The sequence below is a fragment of the Bradyrhizobium sp. U87765 SZCCT0048 genome (genome assembly GCF_018131225.1).
Classification (GTDB): Bacteria; Pseudomonadota; Alphaproteobacteria; order Rhizobiales; family Xanthobacteraceae; genus Bradyrhizobium_A.
In genome coordinates, this window is sequence record NZ_JAFCMM010000002.1 from 373755 (window position 1) to 393339 (window position 19585).

At 67.6% G+C, this 19585-nt stretch carries 9 protein-coding genes and 1 pseudogene; 5 read left to right on the plus strand and 5 right to left on the minus strand.

Annotated features, from left to right (window positions below; all coding sequences use genetic code 11):
• Positions 1–238 precede the first annotated feature (238 nt).
• The gene (locus tag JQ639_RS14970) at positions 239–12040 is read right to left on the minus strand and encodes an IPT/TIG domain-containing protein (RefSeq protein WP_349644839.1); all 11802 of its coding nucleotides are present in this window, start codon (positions 12038–12040) and stop codon (positions 239–241) included.
• Positions 12041–12982: pseudogene (locus tag JQ639_RS35825) on the minus strand (IPT/TIG domain-containing protein); the annotation flags it as partial.
• A 636-nt stretch (positions 12983–13618) separates the two neighbouring features.
• On the opposite strand from JQ639_RS35825, the gene JQ639_RS14975 reads away from it, so the two are divergent.
• The 3 genes from JQ639_RS14975 (at position 13619) to JQ639_RS14985 (ending at position 15754) form a co-directional block, all read left to right on the plus strand.
• On the plus strand, positions 13619–14707 hold the full coding sequence (locus JQ639_RS14975; protein WP_211966961.1) for a sensor histidine kinase: 1089 nt from the start codon (positions 13619–13621) through the stop codon (positions 14705–14707).
• Entirely contained in the window at positions 14704–15432 is a 729-nt protein-coding gene (locus tag JQ639_RS14980) for a LytR/AlgR family response regulator transcription factor (RefSeq protein ID WP_211966960.1), read from the plus strand. Before JQ639_RS14975 ends, JQ639_RS14980 begins: the two co-directional genes overlap by 4 nt.
• A gap of 82 nt (positions 15433–15514) precedes the next feature.
• Complete coding sequence (locus JQ639_RS14985) at positions 15515–15754, plus strand: hypothetical protein (RefSeq protein WP_211966959.1); 240 nt, start codon at positions 15515–15517, stop codon at positions 15752–15754.
• A 171-nt stretch (positions 15755–15925) separates the two neighbouring features.
• Here JQ639_RS14985 and JQ639_RS14990 read toward each other — a convergent pair whose 3' ends face one another.
• Together JQ639_RS14990 and attM are read right to left on the minus strand one after the other, a co-directional pair.
• On the minus strand, positions 15926–16453 hold the full coding sequence (locus tag JQ639_RS14990) for an invasion associated locus B family protein (RefSeq protein ID WP_211966958.1): 528 nt from the start codon (positions 16451–16453) through the stop codon (positions 15926–15928).
• Between the two features lie 193 nt (positions 16454–16646).
• A complete protein-coding gene (gene attM, locus JQ639_RS14995; RefSeq protein WP_211966957.1) occupies positions 16647–17438 on the minus strand; it encodes an AttM family quorum-quenching N-acyl homoserine lactonase in 792 nt (263 codons plus the stop codon).
• Between the two features lie 128 nt (positions 17439–17566).
• On the opposite strand from attM, the gene JQ639_RS15000 reads away from it, so the two are divergent.
• Both JQ639_RS15000 and JQ639_RS15005 read left to right on the plus strand, forming a co-directional pair.
• On the plus strand, positions 17567–18463 hold the full coding sequence (locus tag JQ639_RS15000; RefSeq protein WP_211967251.1) for a LysR family transcriptional regulator: 897 nt from the start codon (positions 17567–17569) through the stop codon (positions 18461–18463).
• A 221-nt stretch (positions 18464–18684) separates the two neighbouring features.
• Positions 18685–19353: a methyltransferase family protein gene (locus JQ639_RS15005; protein WP_211966956.1), complete on the plus strand. Its 669-nt coding sequence runs from the start codon at positions 18685–18687 to the stop codon at positions 19351–19353.
• A gap of 54 nt (positions 19354–19407) precedes the next feature.
• On the opposite strand, the gene JQ639_RS15010 is transcribed toward JQ639_RS15005, so the two are convergent.
• The gene (locus JQ639_RS15010) at positions 19408–19578 is read right to left on the minus strand and encodes a Flp family type IVb pilin (RefSeq protein WP_211966955.1); all 171 of its coding nucleotides are present in this window, start codon (positions 19576–19578) and stop codon (positions 19408–19410) included.
• Positions 19579–19585 lie beyond the last annotated feature (7 nt).

Consider the following 19585-nt stretch of genomic DNA (forward strand, 5'->3'; position numbering starts at 1 on the left):
CCGCTCCCTCGATGCCGATGCCCCCCGAACTCGCCGGTCGGCCATGACACGGTGAAGAACGGCGCCAGTGTACGGCCTCCAGCCATGGCCTGGCCGCCGAGGCCGTAGCCCTTGCGAAGCACGATCGTCACCATCGAGACCTTGATTTTGGCGGCACCAACGAACATTCGTGACACCCGTCGGACCAAGGCGATCTTCTCAGCCTCCGCGCTCATTTGGGGGACTCCCTCATACTGTCTCACTGCGCGCTGAACGGGATCGAGGCGCGCGCGCGGTAGGTCCAGAGGCCGAAGTTGCCGCCGATGCCGCTGCGCTCACCGCCGACCGTCAACTGTCCGCCATTCTGGAATTGCGCGCCGATGCCGAGCTGGGTGCGCGCCGACCAGCCGGCGAACATCGGCGTGGCCCGCGCGGTCGCGCCCGCGAGGCTGGTGTCGTCGGTGTTGAAGTAATAGTCGCCGTGGATACCAAGATAGGGCACGAGCTTGATCGCATCGGTCCATGAAAATGGATAGGCGATCTTGACACCGCCGCTGGCACGGCCGGTCGAGAAGGTGCGTGCGGTCTGCAACACCCCGAGCGAGTCGGTGTAGGCGTTCTCGCGCTCCCACAACGCGAAGACAGTCGCGGACGGCTCGATCTGAACGCCGTAGCTCTCATAGTTGCCCTTCAATCCGGCCGAGGCCAGCCAGCGATTGCCGGCGAATGAGCCGGATGCGGCTCCCGCGCTGCCGTCATAGCCGATGCCGGAATAGGCGACGCCGGCATCGAAGCGAACCGAGGACGTGAGTTTCCAGCTCGCATACGCGCCCGTGGTCCAGCCGTTGCCTTTGAGCCGGCCCTGGATCGCATCGTAACGGTAGTCGAAGGTCTCGTAGCCGCCGAGCACGCCGATCAGGATGTTCGGCGTCAGCATGCGGGTGAGACCGGCGAGAACGTCGACCTGATTGCCGTAGACCGACGGGTTGGTGGCGACCAGACCGACTTGTGTCGGCGGCGCGGCCCAGCGACTCAAGGTGGCGCCACTGATCTCGGCCCAGCCGAACCACTCCTTGGGGACGGCGACGCTCGGCGACGTCCGTGCAGCGCGATCGCTGGAATTCGGATCGCCGAACGCGGCGAAGGCGTTATTGATCCGCGACGAGGCAGATGCGCCGTCGCGGGCCCGCGCCGCACCCGTGCCGGCCAAACCCTGCCCATTGCCGGAGAAGCCGTTGGCGTTGCTGAAGAGATCGCGCGCTGTCCTGCCCGCCTGCTGCGGCTGCGAATCGGGCTCGGCTCCGAAGTTGAAGCGCATGCCGCTTCCGCTCGGGCTTACCAGCGGGCCGCCGCCGCTGAAGCCTTCGGAGATGGCGCTGTCCATCGCGCCCACAGTCGCCTGCGCCCAGGACTGCGCCACCATCGGCGTCACCGTGGCCTGCAGCTTGCGCAGGTTTGCACTGTCCGCACTCGCGGCATAGGTGAAACGATCCGCAGCGCTGAGTTGGCTCGAGACGCCGGATGCTGTGACCGTCACATCGACGGCGCCGAGCGGTCCCGATGGCGCGACGGCGCTGATCTGGGTGGCGCTGATCACCGTGAATGAGACCGCGTTGGCGTTGCCGAATTTGACGGCGGTCGCTCCGGCGAGGCTGCTGCCAGTGATGGTGACCGACGTGCCGCCGGTGGTCGGGCCGGTATTCGGACTGACGGCGGTGACGACCGGCGCGGCAGACGCCACGGTGAGGCTGAAGGTCTTCGACGAGGTCTGCGCCGTCGGCGTGGTCTGGTCCGTCACGGTCACCGTGAAGACCGTGGTGGCGAGCAACGTCGTCGGTGTGCCGGTGATCTGGCCGGTCGTCACGGAGAAACTCAGCCCCGTCGGCAAGGTGCTGGGCGCCAGTCCAAAGCTGCGCGTGCCGAAGCCGCCGGACGCGGTGACGGGCGTGAAGCTCGCGGCCGAGCCTGCCGTCAGCGCGGTCGAGGGCACCGACTGCGTCGTCGTCAGCGTCGCCGCGTTGACGGTCAGGCTGAAGGTCTTCGACGAGGTCTGCGCCGTCGGCGTGGTCTGGTCGGTCACCGTTACCGTGTAGGTGGTGCTGCCGAGCAGCGCCGTCGGCGTGCCGGTGATCTGGCCGGTCGTGGTCGAGAAGCTCAGCCCCGCCGGCAGCACACCGGTGGACAGCGCGTAGGTCAGGCTGCCATTGCCGCCGAACGCGGTCACCGGCGTGAAGCTTGCAGCCGAACCTGCCATCAGCGTGGTCGAGGGCACCGCCTGCGTCGTCGTCAGCGCTGCGCTGTTGACCGTTACGATCGTCGCCAACGACGTACTGGTGGCATTGTTGGCATCGCCGCCGTAGACCGCCGTGATGCTGTGCACGCCGACGCTGAGGCTGCTGGTCGTGTAGGTTGCGATGGCGCTGGAGACCGTACCGCTGCCCAGTGTGGTCGCGCCGTCCTTGAACGTCACCATGCCCGTCGGCGACGAGCCCCCCGCGATCGTCGCGGTGAAGGTGACGCTGGTGCCATAGCTCGGCGTCGTCAAGGACGAGCCGACGCTCGTCGTCGTCGCGTCCAGCCCAACCGTCACGGTCGTCGCCGCCGACATGCTGGTGGCATTGTTGGCATCGCCGCCATAGACCGCCGTGATGTTGTGCGCACCGACGCCGAGGCTGCTGGTCGTATAGGTTGCGGTGGTCCCGGACACTGAGCCCGTACCCAGCGTGATCGCGCCGTCCTTGAAGGTCACAATTCCGGTCGGCGACGCGCCACCCACGATGGTGGCCGTCAAGGTAATGCTCGTCCCAAAGGTTGGTGTGGGCAAGGACGAGAAGAGACTCGTCGTGGTCGTCTGCAGATAGGTGAACTGGTCCGCCGACGAGATCGCGCTGGTCTGCCCACCGACGGTCACGGTGACATGGACGGTGCCCGCGGAGCCCGACGGCACCGTCACGCTCATCGATGTCGCCGTCGGCGTGCCGATGACGGTGGCGGTGGTCGTGCCGAACTTCACCGTGTTGTTGGCGGCGGTCGTGCTGAAATTCGTCCCGGTGATGGTGACGTTGATCCCGCCGGTGATCGTCCCCGTGCTGGGCGAAATCGCCGTCACCGTCGGGGCCGCGACATAGGTGTAGAGCGTGTTGGCAGCGTTCGTTCCGCCTGATGTCGTGACCAGCACACTTGCGGTCCCCGCTGAACCTGCCGGAGTCACCGCGGTGATCGAGGTCGCCGACACGACCGTCACCGAGGTTGCCGCCGCGCCGCCGATGGTGACGCTGGTGGCACCGGTGAAATTGGTGCCGGTGATGGTGACGCCGGTGCCGCCGACCGTAGGGCCGCTCGCGGGCGAGATCGCGATCACTGTCGGCGCCGCGACATAGGTGTAGAGCGTGTTGGCGGCGTTGGTCCCGTAGGGCGTCGTGACCAGGACGCTTGCGGTCCCCGCAGCACCAGCCGGCGTCACCGCCGTGATCGAGGTCGCGGACACCACGGTGACCGATGTCGCGGCCACGCCGCCGATCGTCACACCGGTCGCGCCGGTGAAGCCAGTACCGGTGATGGTGACGCTGGTGCCGCCTGTTGCGGGACCCGCATTGGGTGAGATCGCCGTCACCGTCGGCGCCGCGACATAGCTGTAGAGCGTGTTGGCGGCGTTGGTGCCACCAGACGTCGTCACGAGGACGCTCGCGGTCCCCGCGGCGTGGGCCGGCGTCACGGCCGTGATCGATGTCGCGGAGACGATGGTGACCGACGTCGCTGCTGTACCGCCGATCGTCACACCTGTCGTGCCGGTGAAACCGGTGCCGGTGATGGTGACGGAGGTGCCACCCGTCGTTGGGCCGGAATTGGGCGAGATCGCCGTGACAGTCGGGGCCGCGACATAGGTGAAGAGTGTATTGGCGGCGTTGGTGCCACCTGATGTCGTCACCAGGACGCTCGCGGTCCCCGCCGAACCCGCTGGTGTCACGGCCGTGATCGACGTGGAGGACACCACGGTGACCGACGTCGCGGCCGTACCGCCAATCGTCACACCTGTCGCGCCGGTGAAATTGGTGCCCGTGATAGTGACGGAGGTGCCACCCGTCGTTGGGCCGGAATTGGGCGAGATCGCCGTCACCGTCGGGGCCGCGACATAGGTGAAGAGTGTATTGGCGGCGTTCGTCCCGCCCGCCGTCGTCACCAGGACGCTCGCGCTCCCCGCCGTGCCGGCCGGCGTTACCGCCGTGATCGACGTGGAGGACACGACCGTGACCGACGTCGCTGCCGTACCGCCAATCGTCACGCCTGTCGCGCCGGTGAAGTTGGTGCCGGTGATGATGACGCTGGTGCCGCCAGATGTTGGGCCAGTGCTGGGCGAGATCGCCGTCACCGTCGGGGCCGCGACATAGCTGTAGAGCGTGTTGGCGGCGTTGGTGCCACCAGACGTCGTCACGAGGACGCTCGCGCTCCCCGCAGCGCCGGCCGGCGTTACCGCCGTGATCGACGTGGAGGACACGACCGTGACCGAGGTCGCGGCCGTGCCGCCGATCGTGACGCCTGTCGCGCCGGTGAAGTTGGTGCCGGTGATGGTGACGCTGGTGCCGCCAGATGTTGGGCCGGTGCTCGGCGAGATCGCCGTCACCGTCGGCGCCGCGACATAGCTGTAGAGCGTGTTGGCGGCGTTCGTCCCGCCCGCCGTCGTGACCAGGACGCTCGCGCTCCCCGCCGTGCCGGCCGGCGTTACAGCCGTGATCGACGTGGAGGACACGACCGTGACCGAGGTCGCGACCGTGCCGCCGATCGTGACGCCCGTCGCGCCGGTCAAATTGGTGCCGGTGATGGTGACGCTGGTGCCGCCAGATGTTGGGCCGGTGCTCGGCGAGATCGCCGTCACCGTCGGCGCCGCGACATAGCTGTAGAGCGTGTTCGCGGCGTTCGTCCCGCCCGCCGTCGTCACGAGGACGCTCGCGCTCCCCGCAGCGCCGGCCGGCGTTACCGCCGTGATCGACGTAGAGGACACGACCGTGACCGAGGTCGCGGCCGTGCCGCCGATCGTGACGCCGGTCGCGCCGGTGAAATTGGTGCCGGTGATGGTGACGCTGGTGCCGCCCACCGTCGGACCGGCGCTCGGCGAGATCGCCGTCACCGTCGGGGGACTAACATAAGTGTAGAGCGTGTTGGCGGCGTTCGTCCCGCCCACCGTCGTGACCAGGACGCTCGCGCTGCCCGCAGAGCCAGCCGGTGTCACCGCGGTGATCGAGGTCGCGGAGACGACCGTGACCGATGTCGCGGCCGTGCCGCCGATCGTCACACCGGTCGCACCGGTGAGGTTGGTGCCGGTGATGGTGATGCTGGCACCGCCGACCGTAGGGCCGTTGGCGGGCGAGATCGCGATCACTGTCGGCGCCGCGACATAGGTGTAGAGCGTGTTGGCGGCGTTGGTCCCGTAGGGCGTCGTGACCAGGACGCTTGCGGTCCCCGCAGCGCCAGCCGGCGTCACCGCCGTGATCGAGGTCGCGGACACCACGGTGACCGATGTCGCGGCCGCGCCGCCGATCGTCACACCGGTCGCGCCGGTGAAATTGGTGCCGGTGATGGTGACGCTGGTGCCGCCAGATGTTGGGCCAGTGCTGGGCGAGATCGCCGTCACCGTCGGCGCCGCGACATAGCTGTAGAGCGTGTTGGCGGCGTTCGTCCCGCCCGCCGTCGTGACCAGGACGCTCGCGCTCCCCGCCGAACCCGCTGGTGTCACGGCCGTGATCGACGTGGAGGACACCACCGTGACTGATGTCGCGGCCGTGCCGCCGATCGTGACGCCGGTCGCGCCGGTGAAGTTGGTCCCGGTGATGGTGACGCTGGTGCCGCCGGCCGTCGGACCGGCGCTGGGCGAGATCGCCGTCACCGTCGGCGCTGTAACATAGGTGTAGAGCGTGTTGGCGGCGCTGGTGCCGCCTGGTGTCGTCACCAGCACACTCGCGGTCCCGGCCGTACCGGCCGGTGTCACCGCTGTGATCGAGGTCGCGGACACCACGGTGACCGAGGTCGCGGCCGTGCCGCCGATCGTCACGCTCGTCGCGCCGGTGAAGCCGGTGCCCGTGATGGTGACCGATGCGCCGCCTGCCGCCGGGCCGGAATTGGGCGAGATCGCCGTCACCGTCGGCGCGGCCGCATAGGTGAAGAGCGTGTTCGCCGCGTTCGTTCCGTCAGGCGTCGTGACAAGGACGCTTGCGGTCCCCGCCGTGCCCGCCGGTGTCACGGCGGTGATCGTGGTCGCGGAGACGATGGTGACGGCGGTCGCGGCCGCACCACCGATCGTGACGGCCGTGGCGCCGGTGAAATTGGCGCCGGAGATGGTGACGCTGGTGCCCCCCGAAATTGGACCTGCGCTCGGTGAGATCGACGCCACAGTCGGGGACGTGCCATAGGTGAAGAGGCTGTTGGCGCTGTTGGTGCCGTAAGGGGTGGTGACCAGGACGCTTGCGGCCCCCGCCGTGCCGGCCGGCGTTACCGCGGTGATCGAGGTCGCCGACACCACGGTGACCGACGTCGCCGCCGCGCCGCCGATCGTCACGCCGGTCGCGCCGGTGAAGCCCGTACCCGTGATGGTGACGGAGGTGCCGCCTGTCGTGGATCCGGAATTCGGTGAGATGGCCGTGATCGCCGGCGGAGCGACATAGGTGAAGAACGTGTTGGGCGCGTTCGTCCCGCCTGTCGTGCTCACCAGGACGCTCGCGCTGCCCGCAGTGCCAGCCGGCGTGACCGCCGTGATCGAGGTCGCCGACACCACCGTGACCGACGTCGCGGCCGTGCCGCCAATCGTGACTCCAGTCGCGCCGGTAAAGCCGGTGCCGGTGATGGTGACGGAGGTCCCACCTCCCGTCGGTCCCGTGTTGGGCGAGATGGCCGTGACCGTCGGCGCCGCGACATAGCTGTAGAGCGTGTTGGGGGCGTTCGTGCCGCCTGCCGTCGTGACCAGGACGCTCGCGGTGCCGGCCGACCCCGCTGGCGTCACCGCCGTGATCGAGGTCGCGGACACCACCGTGACCGACGTCGCCGCCGCGCCACCGATGGTGACACCGGTCGCGCCGGTGAAGTTGGTCCCCGTGATGGTGACGCTCGCGCCGCCCGCCGCTGGACCAGCGCTGGGCGAGATTGCTGTGACCGTCGGGGCCGTCACGTAGCTGTAGAGCGTGTTGGCGGCGTTGGTGCCGCCAACCGTCGTCACCAGCACGCTCGCAGTCCCCGCCGTGCCAGCCGGCGTCACCGCCGTGATCGAGGTCGCCGACACCACGGTGACCGACGTCGCCGCCGCGCCACCGATCGTCACGGCGGTCGCGCCGGTGAAGTTGGTACCGGTGATGGTGACGCTGGTGCCGCCAGATGTTGGGCCGGTGCTCGGCGAGATCGCCGTCACCGTCGGCGCCGCGACATAGGTGTAGAGCGTGTTGGCGCCGTTGGTGCCGCCAGCGGTGGTAACCAGGACGCTCGCGGTCCCCGCGGCGCCGGCCGGCGTTACCGCCGTGATCGAGGTCGCGGACACCACCGTGACCGATGTCGCGGCCGTGCCGCCGATGGTCACGCCCGTCGCGCCGGTGAAGTTGGTGCCGGTAATCGTGACGCTGGTGCCACCTATGGTCGGGCCGGCGCTCGGCGAGATCGCGCTGACGGTCGGCGCCGCGACATAGGTGTAGAGCGTATTGGCAGCGTTCGTTCCGCCTGATGTCGTGACCAGGACACTCGCGCCGCCCGCCGCCCCCGCTGGCGTCACCGCCGTGATCGAGGTCGCGGAAACGACGGTGACCGAGGTTGCCGCGGCGCCGCCGATGGTCACGCCGGTCGCACCGGCGAAGTTGGTGCCGGTGATCGTGACGCTGGTGCCGCCGGTCGTGGGACCGGCGCTGGGCGAGATTGCCGTGACCGTGGGGGGAGCAACATAAGTGTAGAGCGTGTTCGCGGCGTTGGTGCCACCGGGCGTCGTCACCAGCACGCTTGCAGTTCCCGCCGTTCCAACCGGCGTAACAGCAGTGATCGAGGTCGATGAGACGACGGTGACCGATGTCGCGGCTGCACCGCCGATCGTGACGCCGGTCGCGCCGGTGAAGTTGGTGCCGGTGATCGTGACGCTGGTGCTGCCTGTTGTGGGACCCGCATTGGGTGAGATCGCCGTCACCGTCGGCGCCGCTACATAGGTGTAGAGCGTATTGGCAGCGTTCGTTCCGCCTGATGTCGTGACCAGGACACTCGCGCCGCCCGCAGCGCCGGCCGGCGTCACCGCCGTGATCAAGGTCGCGGAAACGACGGTGACCGAGGTTGCCGCGGCGCCGCCGATGGTAACGCCGGTCGCGCCGGTGAAGTTGGTGCCGGTGATCGTAACGCTGGTGCCGCCTGTTGTGGGACCCGCATTGGGTGAGATCGCCGTCACCGTCGGCGCCGCAACATAGGTGTAGAGCGTGTTGGCGGCGTTCGTTCCGCCTGATGTCGTGACCAGGACGCTCGCACTGCCCGCAGCGCCGGCCGGCGTCACCGCCGTGATCGATGTCGCAGACACCACGGTAACCGAGGTTGCCGCCGTGCCACCGATCGTCACACCGGTCGCGCCGGTGAAGTCCGTGCCGGTGATGGTGACGGGGGTGCCGCCTGCCGTCGGACCTGTGCTGGGCGAGATCGCCGTCACCGTCGGGGCTGCGACGTAAGTGTAGAGCGTGTTGGCAGCGTTTGTGCCGCCCACCGTCGTGACCAGGACGCTCGCGCTGCCCGCAGCGCCGGCCGGCGTCACCGCCGTGATCGATGTCGCGGATACCACGGTAACCGAGGTTGCCGCCGTGCCACCGATCGTCACACCGGTCGCGCCGGTGAAGTTGGTGCCGCTGATGGTGACGGAAGTCCCGCCTGCCGTCGGACCTGTGCTGGGCGAGATCGCCGTCACCGTCGGGGCTGCGACGTAAGTGTAGAGTGTGTTGGCGGCATTCGTCCCGCCAGCCGCCGTCACCAGGACGCTTGCGCTTCCCGCCGTGCCGGCCGGCGTCACCGCCGTGATCGAGGTGGCAGAGACGACAGTCACCGAGGTTGCAGCCGTCCCACCAATCGTGACCCCTGTCACACCGGTGAAGTTGGTGCCGGTGATGGTGACGCTGGTGCCCCCCGCCGTCGAACCGGAATTGGGTGAGATCGCCGTCACCGTCGGCGCCGCGACATAGGTGTAGAGCGTGTTCGCGGTGTTGGTTCCGGCCGATGTCGTGACCAGCACGCTCGCAGCGCCCGCCGTTCCGGCCGGCGTCACCGCCGTGATCGACGTGGACGACACCACGGTGACTGAGGTGGCCGCGGCACCGCCGATCGTGACGCTCGTCGCGCCGGTGAAGTCCGTTCCGGTGATGGTGACACTGGTGCCGCCGGTCGTGGGACCGGAGTTGGGCGAGATCGCCGTCACGGTCGGCGCCCCGACATAGGTGAAGAGCGTGTTCGCCGCGTTCGTTCCGCCTGATGTCGTCACCAGGACGCTCGCGCTCCCTGCCGTGCCGGCCGGCGTTACAGCCGTGATCGACGTGGAGGACACGACCGTGACCGAGGTCGCCGCCGCGCCACCGATCGTGACCGCCGTCGCGCCGGTGAAGCCGGTGCCGGAGATGGTGACGCTGGTGCCGCCCGCGATCGGCCCCGTGTTAGGCGAGATCGCGCTCACCGTCGGCGCCGCGACATAGGTGTAAAGCGTATTGGCGGCGTTCGTGCCGCCTGGTGTCGTGACCAGTACACTCGTGGCGCCCGCGAATACGCGGGACGGCGTGACCGCGGTGATCGAGGTATCGGAGACGACGGTGACCGAACTCGCGGCCGTGCCGCCGATCGTGACCGCCGTCGCGCCGGTGAAGCCGGTGCCAGTGATGGTGACGCTGGTGCCGCCCGCCTTGGGACCGGCACTGGGCGAGATCGCAGTCACCGTCGGGGCCGCGGCATAGGTGTAGAGCGTGTTCGCAGCATTCGTTCCGACAGGTGTCGTGACCAGGACGCTCGCAGCCCCCGCTGTTCGGGCCGGCGTCACCGCGGTGATCGAGGTCGCCGACACCACCGTGACCGAGGTCGCCGCCGCGCCGCCGATCGTCACTCCGGTCGCGCCCGTGAAGTTGGTGCCGGTGATCGTGACCGAGGTGCCGCCCGCCGTTGGACCGGCGCTGGGCGAGATGGCGGTGACGGTCGGCAGATTGGCATAGGTGAACGTCGTGCTGCCGGTGGCGGCCACGGAGGCGGTGGTGTCGGTCACGGTCACGGTGGCGGCGCCGAGCGTACCGGCCGGCGTCGTCGCCGTCAGCGTCGTCGCGCTCGCATAGGTCGCCGTCACGGTCGACGAGCCGAAGGTCGCCGTGTAGTTGTCGCCCGCGACGAAGCCCGTGCCGGTGATCGTCACGGAGGTCCCGCCCGACGGCGGACCGGTGGCCGGCGAAATCGCCGTCACCGTCGGTGCGGCGTAGGTGAAGGTTGCGCTGCCGACCAGGCTGACCGACGCGGTGAGGTCCGCGACCATCACCGTGACCGCGCCCGCCGACTTGGCCGGCGCCGTCGCCGTCAAGGTCGACGCGTCGACGTAGGTCCCCGTCACCTGGGTCCCGCCGAAGTTGACCGTATAGTTATCGCCGGCGATGAACACCCCGCCCGTCAGGGTCACCACGGTGCCACCCGCGGTCGGCCCCGCAACGGGCGAAATCGAGGTCAATGCGGGCCTGTATTTGAATGTCGCGCTGCCGGTGGCGGCGATGGAGGCCGTGGTGTCGGTCAACGTCACCGTCGCCGATCCCGCCGCGCCGGCGGGTGTCGTCACCGTCAGCGTGGTGGCGCTGGCATAGGTCGCGGCCACCGAATTCCCGCCGAAGCTCGCCGTGTAGCTCTCGCCGGACACGAAGCCCGTGCCCGTGATCGTCACCGTCGTGCCGCCCGACATTGCGCCCGATGTTGGCGAGATCGACGTCAAGGTCGGCGTCACGACATAGGTGTAGGTCGGGGTTCCCGTGGCGGGAATTCCGATCGTCGTGTCCGTCACTGTTACCGCGACTGCGCCTGCCAAACCTGAGGGCGTTGTCGCCGTCAGCGTCGTGGCGCTGACATAGGTCGCCGCCACCGAACTCCCGCCGAAGCTTGCGGTATAGCTGTGGCCGGAGACGAAGCCCGAGCCCGTGATCGTTACCGACGTGCCGCCCGATGTCGTACCCGACACGGGCGAGATCGACGAGATCGTGGCCGGCGTCAGGTAAGTGAAGGTCGTGCTGCCGGTGGCGGTGATCGACACCGTGGTATCCTTCACCGTCACCGTCGACGCGCCCGCCGAGCCCGCAGGCGTGGTTGCCGTCAGCGTCGTCGAGCTGGCATAGCTAGCCGTCACGGTCGACGAGCCGAAGGTCGCCGAATAGCTCTCGCCCGGGACAAAGCCCGTGCCGGTGATGGTCACGCTGGTGCCGCCTGCCGTCGAGCCGCTCGACGGCGAGATCGAGGCTACGGTCGGTGTCCCCACGTAGGTAAACGTCGCGCTTCCGGTGGCGACAACGCCGGCCGTCATGTCCTTGACCGTCACCGTGGATGCACCCGCCGAACCGGATGGGCTCGTCGCCGTCAGCGTCGTGGCGCTGACATAGGTCGCCGTCACCGAACTTCCGCCGAAGCTCGCGGTGTAGCTGTGGCCGGACACGAAGCCGGAGCCGGAGATCGTCACCGACGTTCCGCCCGACATCGGGCCTGATGGGGGCGAGATCGACGCGACCGTGGCCGGCGTCAGGTAAGTGAAGGTCGCGCTGCCGGTGGCATTGAGCGAAGCCTTGGTATCCTGCACCGTCACAGTGACCGCGCCCGCCGAGCCCGCCGGCGTCGTCGCTGTCAGCGTCGTCGCACTGGCATAAGTCGCCGTCACGCTCGACGAGCCGAAGGTCGCCGAATAGCTCTCGCCCGGGACGAAGCCCGTGCCGGTGATCGTGACGCTCGTACCGCCCGCTGTCGAACCGATCGACGGAGAGATCGAGGTCACCGTCGGCGGCGCGACATAGGTGAAGGTCAGACTCCCGGTGGCGACAACCCCGGCCGTCGTATCCGTGACTGTCACTGTGGATGCGCCCGCCGAGCCGGGGGGCGCCGTTGCCCTCAAGGTTGTCGCATCGACGTATGTCGCCGCGACCGTGCTCGAGCCGAAAGTGGCGGTGAAGCTGTCGCCTGACACGAATCCTGAACCGGTGATCGTCACCGATGTACCGCCCGCGATCGGCCCCGTCCCCGGCGAAATCGTTGAGATCGCCGGAGCATAAGTGTAACCACCCGACAACGTCGTGGTCCCGCCCACCGTCGTCACGACCACGTCGCAGACCGCGGCGGAATGCGATGACGCGGTGACCTCTACTCTGGTCCCGGTAGGCGTCGGCACAATGCTGGCCGCCACCCCGCAGATGGTGACGTTGACCGAGGATGAACCATTCTGATCAAAGCGGCCGGTGATGACTACGTCGGTGCCACCAGCCGGCAATCCGGAGCTTGGTGAGATCGAGGTGATCGAAGGCGGTGCATCAAAAGCGAAGGGGGCTGAAGTCGTGACGGTGGTCGAGGTCGTTGTGTCCGTCAGCAGCAAGTTGACAAGGCCCGCTGCCTGGGCAGGCGTGGTCATCGTCAGCGTTGTCGAATTGACGTAGGTCGCGGTCGCGGATGCCCCGCCTGTCCCAAATTGCACCGTATAGCCGTGACCCGAGACGAAGCCGACGCCGGTGATCGTCACGAAGGTGCCGCCAGAAACCGGGCCTGCCTGAGGAGACACACTCGTGATCGCCGGATCGGCCTGGGCGTTGCCCGCGGTAGCGCAAAGAACGAGCAGCGCGCCGATCAGTGCAACCAGGACGATACGGAGGCGTCCACTCCTGGCGACCGGGACGAGGAGCCGGGCTCCTGCTCCGGGGGGCTTTTCCCCCCGCGCGGGCCGCGAAACGCCGCCGGCCGGTACCGACTGCCCGGACGAGGCGGGACCAAACCCGATCCGCTTACGCCAAGCCCCGCCGAACATACTCCACCCCAAACGACTGCAGGCAACGACGCCGATTGCTGCGGGACCGTCTGAAGCAACCCATTCGCAAGTCTTGACCGGCAGGGCTGGCCATTAAACGAATGGCGTCGCATCCAATGCCGCCCCGGCCATTCGTTAAAAATACCTAAATCAGCGCACAACGCGTTTTCGACCAATCGACAAAAACGTCGACGAAACGGCGTGTTAACCATGTGCGCGGGGTGCCGGCCGGGCTGTGGACGCGATGCCCATGGCCGGATTTCGATGACAAATTCGTCATCCGAAACCCGCCTCATGCGCGCGATCTCGCAGCCCCCGGCGCCTCATCGGCCCCCCGCCCCCTGCGAACGCCCGGCGCCGCAACCTCTGCATGGATCTCGTCGGTAGCGGAGATTCCGGTCCCGGACGATGCGTCGCCCGCGCCGCGCTTAACCAGTCCGTGCGACCACGTTGATCGTCCGTTGCTCCACCCGCGCCATCTGGCGTACAAACTAAAGGTTCCAACTGCCGCGGATCACGGGCCCCGCGGCAGGTCGCCGGCCGGACCACTCATAACGACGACCATTGCGGCCGCCGGACCTACACATATTTCGCTCACGTATTCCAAATCATAACAAACAACCGTCATTGAAGAGCATGTCGGACACAGTTGGAAACAAACCGATCGTCAGCTCGGAGATCGTCAATACAAAATATATTTTCGTCGTCTACGCCGCGCTCATCTTCCTCATGGGGATGCTCATCAGATTCGATCTGCACAAGAGCCTCCTCGTTGCAACGGCCCAAACCACACTGCTCGACGGCATTTTCGTCATCGTCCTGTATTCGATCAATCTTCTTTTCGATGGCTACGAGATCAAGGTCTCGATCGCCGCGACGCTGTCGATCCTGCTGTTTTCCATGGCGCTGGGCGTCTTCTTCGCGATCTTCATCATTCCATTCGTTCTGCAGCCGTTGCTTAAACTGCTGTTTCCGCCCGGCACCATCATGACGTACGCTTGGGCGACGGTGAGCGTCTACTACGCGATGATTGCGATCATATGGTCGGTCACGCTGCTTTGGACGATGAATATCCGCGCTTCGATCAAGAACGAGATCACGGCCATCAATGCCCGCAACGATGCCGAGCAACTCGCAATCCTGTCGGAGCTGCGCCGGTTGCGGCAGCAGCTCGATCCGCACTTCATCTTCAACAGCCTCAATGCGATCATCACCGAGGTCTACGATGACCCTCGCCAGGCGGCCGCGTTGCTGCGCGAACTGAGCGCGTACCTGCGCTACACGCTGAGCATCGGAGATCAGGAATTTGCGCCGATCGCGGCCGAAGCCGGCGCAATCCGCGCCTATCTGCGCGTGCAGGACATGCGGTTCGGATCGAAGCTTGCGTCGCGCATCGACGTGGCGCCCGAGGCTCAGAACCGCATCATCCCGACACTCCTGCTGCAACCCCTGATCGAGAACGCGTTGAAATTCGGCGTCGCCGACGCATCGGGCGTGCTCCAGATCGCGGTCCACATCACGGCGCAGGACGACACGGTGAACATCTCGGTCGAGAACTCGGGCGTCCTGCTCCAGTCTCCGCGCGGCGGGAACGGCAACGGCGTGGGGCTGCGAAATCTGCGCAGCCGATTGGCCATGCATTACGGCGCGCGCGCTTCGTTCGAGTTGAAGCAGCGCGACCGGATGGTCGCTGCGACCGTCGAACTGTCGGGAGAACCGGCGTGAGGCTGTTCGTTGTCGACGACGAATCCCACGCACGGCGTGCCATCCATCAGGCCTGCCTCGACCATGGCGGCGTCACGGTCGCCGGTGAGGCGGCATCGGTCGAGACGGCAGTCCCGCTCATCAAATCGGTCCAGCCGGACGCGATCATTCTCGACGTCGTGATGCCGGGCGAGGAAGGCTTCAGCCTGTTCCGCGCGCTCGACGCGCAGCTTCCCATCATCATCTATTCCGGACACGCCGGCCGCGCGCTCGAGGCATTCGAGGCCGAAGCGTTCGATTTTCTCCTGAAGCCGGTCGAGCCGAACCGGTTCTCCCAGGTCATTGGTCGATTGGAACAGGCAATCGAGCAACGCAAGGCGCGGGCCGGCGGTCGCCCCGACAACAAGGCGTCGCTGCCGCTCCGGATCGCTGATCATACCGGCTACCGGCTGATCCAGCTCGACCAGATTCTCGCGGTCGAGGCCGAGAAGGATTTCAGCCGCCTGCTGCTGGCATCCGGCGAGAACTGCTTTGCGACATTGTCGATCGGACGGATGGAGGAGCGATTGCCAAATCCGCCCTTCGTGCGCCTCGGTCGCTCGATGATCGTCAATTGCAGCCGGATCGACCGGATCGATCCGCTCGACAATGGGCGCGGCCATCTCCGCTTCGCGAAGAACCTGGCCACGCTCGAGGTCGGGCGCGCCGCGCATTCGATCGTGAAGAAGATTATCTCGGTCCCTTGAATTGAAGCGGCGCAAGTCCACAACCGTCACCGCCTCATCCCGAAGGTTGGTCTTGGCGGCCTGTTGGGGGAGGAATCCCGACATGATAACGACGATCGGCCTTGTGCTCAGAGCCGCCGGCTATCTGCTGGGAATTTTTCTGATCCTGATGAGCGTCTATTGCCTGTTATGGGCCGTTCAAAGTGCATCGTTCTCTGTCGCTGCCGATCCCATGGCGCGCATCGCCTATGAGATGCGTGTAGCGACCATGCTCCCGATCAGCGTGCTGTCTTTCGCGCTTGGCGCTCTCTATCTGTACGTTTTATCCAGCCGCCGGAAATGATCAGGATCCTCTGGATCGGATCATCCATTCGGCAGCCGACCGATGCGCGGCCCTTCCTGGCGACGTGCCTGAACATCACCATCCGTCAATCGGCAGCCGTCCCAACATCAAGCCCGCCTCGCCGCGCGCCGCGAGAGCAGACGCGGCGTTCGCGGCCGGCGATGTCGCCGCTTACTTCGTCAGCTCCGCGACACGATTCCATGCCGCCGGAAAGCCCTTGAGCGAGACTTTCAGCGCCACCGGCTCGGTCTGGTTGACCGCGCTGGCGCCGATGGTGAGGGCCGCGCTGGTCTTCAGCTTCGCGACCTGGGGCGGATCGAGGCTCATCGGCACAAGGCAGCCCTGCGGCACGCAGGTGGAGAACGCGAGGCCCCCGACCGGCGCCTCGTCGATCTTGAGGGTGACGCCCTTGGCGAGCGCAAGGCCGAATGGCAGCAGCAGCGCGCCCTCGAGCTTGCCGCCGGCGACGCTGCGGAATTCGACGGTGAGCACCACCTGGTTGTTCTGCGTGTTGCTCTGCACCTGCCGGATCACGCAGTTCGTCACCGCTTCCTGCGCCTGACAGGCGACGACCCAGTCCTGATAGGTCTCGACCAGCGAGCCGGCGCCGCCCGGCAGCGGCGCCGCCGCGGCCGGCGCGGCAAGCAGAACGAGGGAAGCGAAGGCGGCGCCGAGCGCCGAAGTCAGCGAGCGTGTCATGAGGTCAGTTCGAGTCCTGTTCGAAACCACGGGATGAACCGCGCACACACGCGGCCTCGCCCGCCGGATGCCATCGCGTGACGAGCTGCGCAAGGGGATATTCAGAGGGAGCGCCGCCTGTCTTCTCGCTCCGCGCAAATGGCTGTAAATTTTTCCGGGTCGATCGGGCACATCGAGCCATGTGCCTCGTGCGTCAGTCGTAGAACGCCGGGGCGTGCCGGACCCCGGCCCAAGCTTCCGGATCATGCCCGGGGATCACCCTGGCGCCGAGGCGCTCGGCCAGCGCCCGAAGCTTGCGCACCGAACGCACCGCCTCGACCGCCGAGGTCATGAAACCGGGCAGCGCACGCTCATGCCAGTGGTCCATGGTGTAGGCCGCGTCGGCGGTGAGCAGCAGCGGCCCGCTGCGCGGCAGCGTCACCACGAACGACTGATGACCGACCGAATGCCCGGGCGTGAACACCAGGCGCAGCGTGCCGTCGCCAAGGAGATCGCAGTCGTCGGCCGCTTCGCCATCGAGCAAGCGCCACGCGAGACCGGAGCGGTCGACATCGCGACGGCAGTAGGCCGCCACCGCGAACCAGTCCGGCGCGAACGCATAGTCGTACTCGCGCCGCTGCACGATGTGGGTCGCACGGGGAAAGCGGCCGATGGCGCCGGTGTGGTCGGAATGCAGATGCGACAGCACGACGTAGCGGATATCAGCCGGCGCGATGCCGAGCGCGGCGAGCGCAGCGACACAGCCCTGCTCGCGGGTCATCTGCGTGCGGAAGACGTCGACCGAGGCACCCCAGTAGCCGCGCGGGTCGTCGAGCCCCTCGGCCGCGAGCCCGCCATCGAGCACCACGGGACCGCGGGGGTGCATCAGCAGGAACCACGGCACGGGAATTTCAAGGTCGGCGCCGCCGCCCTGATTCATCCTGATGTCGTGCACCTTGCAGTGCTGGGTGCCGGACTGAAGCATGTACAGGCGGATGGCGCTCATCGGTCGTTGATCTCGGTGCTGACGCGCGGCGGACGTGCCGCGCAACGCCGATATGAGGGCTCCGGCGCAGGGCCGGTACGCGGGCCGGGCCGATTACAATCATCGGCTTCGCTGATATATCCGTGGCCATGGACCTGCTGGCAGCGATGCGGATTTTCGTCAGGGTGGTGGAGCGCGGCAGCATGTCGGCCGCGGCGCGCGATCTCGGCATCGGCCAGCCCGCGGTCAGCGAGCGCATCGATCGTCTCAAGGCCCATCTCGGCATCACCCTGCTGCGGCGGAACACCCGCAGCATCACGGTGACCGATGCCGGAAGCGCCTTCTATACGCGCAGCAAACAGACGCTGGAGGCTGCCGACGAGGCGCTCGCTTCTGTTGCGCCCGATCGCGCGGTGCGCGGCACGCTGCGCATCGCCGCGCCGCAGGGCCTCGGCGAGGTCGTGCTGCCGCCGATCCTGCTGCGCCTGCATGCGCGCCATCCCGATCTCAAGGTCGAGCTGGTGCTCAACGACCGCATCGTCGATCCCGTCACCGAGGGCGTCGACCTGTCGCTGCGGCTTGGCGATGGCGGCGACGGCAGCTTCATCGCGCGCCGGCTTGGCCATGTCCGCCGCGTGCTGGTGGCCGCGCCCGGCTATCTGGCGAAGCATGGCGCGCCGGCGCGGCCTGCCGATCTCGTCGATCACCCGTTCGTCCGCGTCACCGGGCTGTTCAACACCGCACGGCTGCCGTTGACCGGCCCCCGCGGCCAGCGCGTCGAGGCACCGCTGCGGATCGTCTGGTCGATGGGCCAGTGGCGGCCGGTGCTGGCGCTGCTGCGCGACGGCGGCGGCATCGGCGTGCTGCAGGAGCCGGCCTGCGCCGCCGAACTCGCCCGCGGCGAGCTGGTGCGCCTGCTGCCCGACCACACCGTGCCGGGCTTCGACCTGCATGCCCTGATCCCGCCGGGGCGGCCGGTGCCGCTGAAGACGCGCGCCCTGCTGGAGATGCTGGCCGAACATCTGCCGCAGGCGATCCGGCCCTGAGGCCTCGGGCGCCACGGGGCCCCATCGAAACCCTGCCCCGCGGCATCCGGGTTCCGGCTCCTCAAGATGGCGCCCGGTCCGTTGGCTCGATCCGGGCGTTTGGGCACCCTGTCCGTTCGACTTTCCCCGGACCGGTTAACCCCAAACTCAGCTTCCGCCCCTAAGGTCGGCGGCGTCGGTGCCCCTTCGGGCAACCGCCCCGCACCATGGACGAACCCGCGATGACGATGGAAGCGACGGCCCCGCAACCGACCACCCCGCCGGCGACGAACCCGGTGCCGCGCCGCATCGTCATGCTCGACATCATCGAACGCGGCATCGTCACCGCCGTGTTCTGTCGCTTCGCCTACCTGATGCTGCAGAACATCTCGGACACCGCCAACATCGGCGTCGCGCTGATGTTCATCTCCGAGCTGCTGGCGTTCGTGCTGATCATCATCCGGCCGCTGTCGGCGACCCTGTCGATCCGGCCGCTGGACTGGCTGTTCGGCGTGGCCGGCACCGTCGCGCCGCTGCTGGTGACGCCGGCGCCAGTGGCGCCGCTGCTGCCGGAAGCGGCCTGCTTCGCCATCATCATCGCCGGCATCTACGTGCAGATCGCCGCCAAGGTCGCACTCGGCCGCAGCTTCGGCATCATCGCCGCCAACCGCGGCGTCAAGGTCGGCGGTCCCTACCGCTTCATCCGCCACCCGATGTACGCCGGCTACACCATCACCCACATCGGCTTCCTGCTCACCATGCCGTCGCTGCGCAACGCGCTGTTCTACGCGCTGGCGCTGACGTTCCAGGTGGTTCGCATTCTGCGCGAGGAGCGGGTGCTGAACGAGGCGGCGGACTATCGCGAGATGGCCGCGCGGGTGCGCTACCGTCTGCTGCCCGGGGTGTTCTGAGGATCGGGCGGACAGTCGTTTCCGTCCGCAAGCCGTGCGGCGAGCTGTCGCAGATTACTGCGACGACGACACGGCGGAGGTCACCGAGCTGTACCTGGTGCTCAGCGACGACCCCATCTGGGTCACGAGCACGGCGATCACGATCGAGACGCCGGAGGCGATCAGGGCATACTCGATCGAGGTCGCGCCGGAATCGCAACGCCAGAATCGTCCAAGCATCTTCATCAGCCCG

Excerpts from the sequence above, each read along its gene's own strand:
- JQ639_RS14990 (WP_211966958.1), bottom strand. The coding sequence starts at position 16,453 with ATGACACGCTCGCTGACTTCGGCGCTCGGCGCCGCCTTCGCTTCCCTC.
- JQ639_RS15010 (WP_211966955.1), bottom strand. The coding sequence starts at position 19,578 with ATGAAGATGCTTGGACGATTCTGGCGTTGCGATTCCGGCGCGACCTCG.
- JQ639_RS15000 (WP_211967251.1), top strand. The coding sequence starts at position 17,567 with ATGGACCTGCTGGCAGCGATGCGGATTTTCGTCAGGGTGGTGGAGCGC.
- attM (WP_211966957.1), bottom strand. The coding sequence starts at position 17,438 with ATGAGCGCCATCCGCCTGTACATGCTTCAGTCCGGCACCCAGCACTGC.
- JQ639_RS14985 (WP_211966959.1), top strand. The coding sequence starts at position 15,515 with ATGATAACGACGATCGGCCTTGTGCTCAGAGCCGCCGGCTATCTGCTG.
- JQ639_RS15005 (WP_211966956.1), top strand. The coding sequence starts at position 18,685 with ATGACGATGGAAGCGACGGCCCCGCAACCGACCACCCCGCCGGCGACG.
- JQ639_RS14975 (WP_211966961.1), top strand. The coding sequence starts at position 13,619 with ATGTCGGACACAGTTGGAAACAAACCGATCGTCAGCTCGGAGATCGTC.